This window comes from Spiroplasma endosymbiont of Megaselia nigra, assembly GCF_003987485.1.
GTDB lineage: Bacteria > Bacillota_I > Bacilli_A > Mycoplasmatales > Mycoplasmataceae > Spiroplasma.
Genome location: NZ_RCOO01000060.1, coordinates 1 through 7,137 on the forward strand (window position 1 = coordinate 1; position 7,137 = coordinate 7,137).

General features: G+C 27.8%; 5 protein-coding genes and 3 pseudogenes. 4 read left to right on the top strand and 4 right to left on the bottom strand.

Going from position 1 to position 7,137, the window contains the following annotated elements:
- Positions 1 to 259: 259 nt before the first annotated feature.
- The gene (locus D9R21_RS03665; RefSeq protein ID WP_126821145.1) at positions 260 to 1,678 is read right to left on the bottom strand and encodes an NADP-dependent glyceraldehyde-3-phosphate dehydrogenase; all 1,419 of its coding nucleotides are present in this window, start codon (positions 1,676 to 1,678) and stop codon (positions 260 to 262) included.
- A 60-nt stretch (positions 1,679 to 1,738) separates the two neighbouring features.
- Positions 1,739 to 2,279 (bottom strand): annotated as a pseudogene (locus D9R21_RS08310) (FAD-dependent oxidoreductase).
- Between the two features lie 157 nt (positions 2,280 to 2,436).
- Between D9R21_RS08310 and D9R21_RS03675 the strand changes: the two are divergent.
- The 4 genes and pseudogenes from D9R21_RS03675 (at position 2,437) to trmFO (ending at position 6,567) form a co-directional block, all read left to right on the top strand.
- A complete protein-coding gene (locus tag D9R21_RS03675; protein ID WP_241568728.1) occupies positions 2,437 to 2,856 on the top strand; it encodes a hypothetical protein in 420 nt (139 codons plus the stop codon).
- A 6-nt stretch (positions 2,857 to 2,862) separates the two neighbouring features.
- Entirely contained in the window at positions 2,863 to 3,015 is a 153-nt protein-coding gene (locus D9R21_RS07005) for a hypothetical protein (protein WP_158613864.1), read from the top strand.
- Between the two features lie 311 nt (positions 3,016 to 3,326).
- Positions 3,327 to 5,993 (top strand): valine--tRNA ligase, encoded by a 2,667-nt coding sequence (locus D9R21_RS03680; RefSeq protein ID WP_126821146.1) that lies wholly within the window; start codon positions 3,327 to 3,329, stop codon positions 5,991 to 5,993.
- Positions 5,974 to 6,567: pseudogene (gene trmFO, locus D9R21_RS03685) on the top strand (methylenetetrahydrofolate--tRNA-(uracil(54)-C(5))-methyltransferase (FADH(2)-oxidizing) TrmFO). Before D9R21_RS03680 ends, trmFO begins: the two are co-directional and overlap by 20 nt.
- Before the next feature lie 5 nt (positions 6,568 to 6,572).
- Here the strand turns inward: trmFO and D9R21_RS07925 are convergent.
- Positions 6,573 to 6,932 (bottom strand): hypothetical protein, encoded by a 360-nt coding sequence (locus D9R21_RS07925; protein ID WP_196234374.1) that lies wholly within the window; start codon positions 6,930 to 6,932, stop codon positions 6,573 to 6,575.
- A gap of 24 nt (positions 6,933 to 6,956) precedes the next feature.
- A pseudogene (locus tag D9R21_RS07015) lies at positions 6,957 to 7,137 on the bottom strand (IS3 family transposase); the annotation flags it as partial.

Here is a 7,137-nt window from a genome sequence, read left to right on the forward strand (position 1 = left end):
AGTTTTCATTCTTTATTAAAAAAAGCAACAATTCATAACAATATTTACTTATCGCATGACGAATATATTAATGATGTTAAAAAATGAAATAAATGATATTCAAGCCGCAAAGAAAAGGATATAATAAATAAAAGTTTATAAACCTTTTTTACTAATACTTACTTTTTGGGGTGCACTCTATTTGCTCTACTTTATTTTCCATTTTTTACTTTCACCTACTTATAATTATAATATATCATAAAACTAAAAAAGATTAGTTTTAATAATTAATTACTAATCCTTTAAAACGTGTCACTGAATTAATTGTTTCACGAATCCCTTGAACTCCTTGTCCAGAATCATGAATTCCTAAAAACGGGAATGAATCAGGTCCTCGTTGAGTACGACCATTAATATTAACCGTTCCTGTTTCTAATTTATTAGCAATATTAAATGCTGCATTAATATCTTTTGTAAAAATACATGCTTGCAATTTAAAATTTGATTTATTTGCTAAAGTAATCATTTCTTCAACATTCTTACAACGAATAATTGGTAAGACTGGACCAAATGGTTCTTCTCATGCTAATCGCATTTCTGAGGTAACATGGTCAATTAAAGTTGCACTAATTAAATTATCTTTTCGTTGATTACCAAGTATTAATGTTGCTTTTTTTACTAAAGCATCATCAATTAAACCTTGTACAAAATCTGCAGCTTTTAAATCAATGACAGGAATAATAGCTTTATTATCTAATGGCGAACCCGCTTCTAACTTGCTAACTTCTATTTTTAATAATTTTACTAGTTCATCAGCAATTGTTTCATCTACTAATACTCGCTTAACAGCCGTACAACGTTGTCCAGAATATGCATAAGCACCAGCAACAATTTTTTTTACTGCTTTTGTTAAATCAGCATCTTTTAATACTAAAGCTGGATCTTTTCCTCCTAATTCTAATACTAAGTCTTTTCCATGTCCTAATTTGCGAATATGATTGCCAACAGCAACTGACCCAGTAAATGAAATAACATCAATTTCAGGATTTAAAACTAATAAATCTCCAATATCACGTCCACGACCAGTTACAACATTAAAAACACCTTTCGGAAAACCAACTTCAAAAGCTAATTTTGCCATATATAACCCAGTTAAACTGCCGTTTGTTGCCGGTTTAAAAACAACAGTATTACCAACAACTAAACTTGGTACAATTTTTGCAATACTTAAATTAACAGGATAATTAAATGGTGAAATTGCCAAAATAACACCTTTTGGAACACGAGAAAAAATCCCTAATTTATTTTTAATATTTCAACCATCCCCAGTTAATGTTTCTGGAAAAACTCGTTTTGCTTCTTCAATTGTGTAATCAATATATTCAATACTACGTTCTACTTCAACTTGACCATCTTTTAAACTTTTTCCAATTTCATGGGCCATAATTTTCGCAAGCTTTGTCTTATGACTTTCTAATAATTTTGCTCATTTTTGCAAATAACTAATTCGTTCAAATAAAGTTAAATTTGCTCATTCTTTTTGTGACTGTCGAGCCCACTTAAACGCTTCATTTATTTCTTTTTCTTTTAGAGCTGGAACACGACCATATGGCTTATTATTAATTGGTGAAATTATTTCTAATCAATCCCCATTATTGATTAATTCACCATTAATTAATGCATTCAATTCCAAATTCATTTTTACCGCCTCGTTTCTTTCTGCATTATTCTATTTATATTTTATGCTTTTTTAAAATTATTAAAAGATACTTTCCACATTTAAATTATTGTTTATAATAAAATGTTTTAATGTTGTTAACGCACGTTCACTATATGCTAAATATTTTTCATTTTTACTTTTAAAATGTTGTTCAAAGGGAGGGATAATGCCAAAATTTGCTTTCATTGGCTGAAAATTAGTTTTTGAAGCATTAATAATATAATTCACTAATGCGCCCATCATTGTTTCGGGTGGAAATGTTAACATTGGGTCGTTATTTAATAATTTTGCAATATTTAGGGCACTAATAATTCCTGTGGCTGCTGATTCAACATATCCTTCAACACCAATAATTTGACCATCAAAAAATACATTCTGATGTTTTTTTACTTGTAAAAATTGATTTAATAAAATTGGAGAATTAATAAAATTATTCTTATGAATAACACCATATCGTACAATCTGAGCATTTGCTAAACCTGGAATCATACTAATGTTGCTGCTCTGGAAACTTCAAATTAGTTTGAAAACCAACTAAATTATATAATGTATCAATTGCATCATCTTGACGTAATTGCACAACAGCATATGGACGGTTACCATTTGTGGTTTCTAAACTAATGGTCCAAACAATAATGACTTAATCCCCCTTTTTGCCATTACCTCAATTGGCATAAACCCTTCAAAATAAATTTCTTTTTCAAAATCATGTAAAACTACTGTTTCTGCTGTAATTAATGTTTGAACTCATAATTCAAATTCATACTAACCAATTACTTTATTCGTTCCAAGCTTTAGCTGGTAGTGTTAATATGTTAGTGATGGCTTTAGTTGAAATTATTTTATTTATTCATATTTACAAAAAATTACCAATAATGATTGCCTACAATAATGCACATTCGTGAATTAAAATTGGTAAAACATATAAATTTGCGATTTCGTATTTAACACCATTGTTGTTAGCAGTTAATAGTGTTTTTATGTTTTATGTCTTTATTAGTTCAGGGTTATCAAAACCTTGATGATTATCAGTATTAGCAGTATTATTAGGAATTATTATGCCGTTAATATGTAGTATTTTATTGGTTACTGTGTTAAGAAAATATCAAATTAAACCAGTACCAGTTGGAATGTGACAAGAAGGATTGGAGAACTAAAAAATGATGGCAACTTGATTAATTATTACATTGACGATTATTATTGTGTTGTTTCTTGTTTTATTTGGCGGATTTGTCTTTTTTATGTATAAAGATTGAAACAATAATATTAAAAAGGCAGAAGACACAAAATTAGAAAAAAATAAAAATAAAAGTTAATTATAACTTTTATTTTTATTTTAGAATAATATTCCTGGAAGAACAAAAAAGGTTGCAATTAATTGAAAAAGAATTATAATAAAACCATAAATATTAGAGGAGTAATTAAAAAAATAGTTCAGAGAGTTAATTGATGGTGTGAAATTAATCTATTGTTTTAATGAAGGTTGCTAAATATTTTAACTTGATATTTTAATTAAGGTAATAAGTGATACTTATTAAAAAAGGATGGTACCGTAATTATTTAGAAAATAATTGCTCCTATTATTTTATTTAAATAATAGGAGTTTTTATTTAGAAAGGAAACAAAAATGGGAAAAGAATTAACAAAGAAATATGACCATGCCTTGGTCGAAACAGGAAAATATCAATTTTGAAAGAAAAAAGGTTATTTTACTGCAGATGTTACAAGTAAACAGCCAAAGTTTAGTATTGTTATTCCACCCCCAAATGTGACTGGGAAATTACATTTAGGTCATGCCTGAGATACAACATTGCAAGACTTGATTATTCGCTATAAAAAATTACTAGGATTTGATACTTTATATTTACCAGGAATGGACCATGCGGGAATTGCTACACAGGCAAAAGTAGAAGAACGTTTACGTATAACAAAAAATATTTTACGACATGATTTAGGACGAGAAAAGTTTATTGAACAAGTTTGAGCATGAAAGGAAGAATATGCTGAAATTATTCGTGAGCAATGAGCTAAATTAGGATTAGCATTAGATTATTCACGTGAGCAATTTACATTAAATAATAATTTAACATCAGCAGTACAAAAAGTTTTTATTGATTTATACCAAAAAGGATTAATTTATCGTGGTAAACGGATTATTTCTTGAGACCCCGTACAAAAAACCGCTTTATCAAATATTGAAGTTATTTATCAAGAGCAACAAGGCAAAATGTATTATTTTAAATATTTTTTAGAAAATAGTACAAGTGAGTTTTTAACAATTGCAACAACACGCCCAGAAACAATGTTTGCTGATCAATGTGTTGTTGTTAACCCAAATGATAATCGTTATCGCAAATATTGAAATAAAAAAGTGATAAATCCAGCAAATGGTGAATTGCTTCCTATTATTTGTGATAATTATGTTGACCAAGATTTTGGAACGGGAGCAATGAAATGTACACCAGCACATGATGCTAATGATTTTGTAATTGCTTTGCGTCATCATTTAGCAATGCCAATTTGTATGAATTTAGATGGGACAATGAACGAATTGGCTGGAAAATATCATCACCAAGATCGTTTTACTGCCCGTCAAAATTTAGTTCATGATTTAGATCACCAAAAGTTAATTGTTGAAATTAAAGATCATTCTCATCAAGTTGGTTTTTCAGAACGAAGTGGTGCTATTGTTGAACCATATTTATCAGACCAATGATTTGTTAAAATGGAATATTTTGCTGAAAAAATTATTAAATTTCAATCATCACCAAATAAAATTCAATTTTATCCTTCTCGATTTAATACAACATTAATTAATTGAATGAAAAATGTTCAAGATTGATGTATTTCACGGCAACTATGATGAGGACATCAAATTCCAGCATGATATCATAAAGATGATTCAACAAAAATTCATGTTGGCTTAACTCCACCAGATAATAGTAAAAATTGAATTCAAGATGGAGATGTTTTAGATACTTGATTTTCATCAGCATTATGACCAATGACAACTTTAGGATGAAATTGAGATAAAACATTATTTCATCGCTATTTTCCAACTAATGTTTTGGTGACTGGTTATGATATTATTTTCTTTTGAGTTTCAAGAATGATGTTTGACTCATTAGAGTTTACAAAGGAAAAACCATTTAATGATGTTTTAATTCATGGTTTAATTCGTGATGAAGAAGGCCGAAAAATGAGTAAGTCATTAGGGAATGGGATTGATCCGATGGATGTTATCAAAGAATATGGTGCAGATACATTACGCTATTTTTTAGTTACAAATAGTGCACCAGGACAAGATTTACGTTTTTCTTTAGAAAAAGTTAATAGTGCTTGAAATTTTATTAATAAGTTATGAAATGCTGCTCGTTATGTTGAACTGAATTTAACAAGTGATTTTAAACCATTGGTTAATTTTGAAACAGAAATTAAAAACTTATTATTAAACCATCAAGAAAATGCTATTGACCAATGAATTTTAACTGAATTAACAAAAACAATTGCTAAAGTACAAACGAATATGGAAAAATATGAATTTGTTTTAGTTGGCAAAGATTTGTATGATTTTGTATGAAATAAGTTTTGTTCATGATATATTGAATTAACAAAAGTTAATTTACAAAGTAATAATGCCACAATCAAGAAGATAACAATTCAAACATTGTTTTATGTTTTAAAACAAATTTTAATTATGTTACATCCATTTATTCCATTTGTAACAGAAGAAATTTATCAAAAATTAAATTTGAAAGAGTCAATTATGTTAGAAGTTTACCCAAAAATTAATTTTAATTATAATGTTGATTATTTGAATTTAGTAACGGAAATTGTTGCTGCAATCCGTGAATTGCGAAGTAATTATCAAATTAAAAAAGAAGATATTATTGAAATTTGATTTGATCAAATAAGTAGTAAAAATAATATTACTACAAATGTTATTGCATTAATTAATGAATTTATTTTAAAAATGGTTAATAGTAAAGTGATGGGTGTACTTCAAGAAAAAGATGCAAACCAAAAATATGCCACAATTCCATTAACGAATGTTATTTTAGAAGTTGGGTTGAATGATATTGTTGATGAAACAGTAGAACAACAAAAAATCAATGGGGAATTAACTCGTCTTGAACAAGAACTAGAACGAAGCAAAAATATTTTAAATAATACAAGTTTTTTAGCAAAAGCAAATCCTGAAAAGATTAAACTTGAACAAGAAAAATATGCCCAATATTTAGAACAATATCAACAATTAAAAGGAAAAATAACAAATGGCAATTCCAACGATTAACATTATTGGGGCTGGATTAGCAGGAACCGAGGCAGCGTATCAATTAGCACGACGAGGTTTTAAGGTTAATTTATATGAAAGTAAACGATTAATAAAAAATCCAGTGCAAAAACAAAATTCCTTTGCAGAATTGATTTGTTCAAATTCGTTACGTAGTGAAAGTTTAACGAATGGTGTTGGTTTATTAAAACAATAAATGCTAGCATTTAATTCATTAATTATTAAAGCAGCTTATGCAAGCCGTGTTCCAGCTGGGGGAGCATTAGCTGTTGATCGGAATCATTTTTCAGAATATATTACAACATGGTTAACAAATAATTCAAATGTCACTTTAATTGACCAAGAGGCAACAACTATTGATGATAAAGCAATTACATTGATTGCTTCTGGACCCTTAACAACATCAAAATTTCAAACGACCGTTCAAGGATTATTGAGGCAAGAATATTTTTACTTTTATGATGCAGCCGCACCAATTATTACAAAAGAAAGTATTGATTTTACTAAGGTATATTATAAATCATGTTATGATCAAGGCAATAGTAAAGATTATATTAATTGTCCAATGAGCTAGTATCTTTAAACATTAAGACTAAACCAATGGCAGCCATTAAAATAATAATAACTTGTTTTTCCTTTACCTTGTAATTTGAAAAAATTCCATTTATGACAACTTCAATCATTGCAATAAAAATTATTAGCCCCAATTGAAAAACAAATAATTACTTTTTGTTTAATAGTAATTATTTGTTTTTCAATTGGGGCTAATAATTTTTTAGTTACTTTTTGAATATAAAAATTTGGGTTTAAATGATTTAAAACTTTATTTAATTTAATTGGTGTTTGATGAAAGATATTTAATAATTTATTATTGTATACTTTGCTACCACGCATTAAATTAGCATTTAATAGTAGGTTTTTACCTAGATTGCACCCCAAAAAGTAAGTATTAGTAAAAAAGGTTTATAAACTTTTATTTATTATATCCTTTTCTTTGCGGCTTGAATATCATTTATTTCATTTTTTAACATCATTAATATATTCATCATGCGATAAGTAAATATTGTTATGAATTGTTGCTTTTTTTAATAAAGAATGAAAACTTTCAATAACAATATTATCAGCACAATGATAATTTTTACCC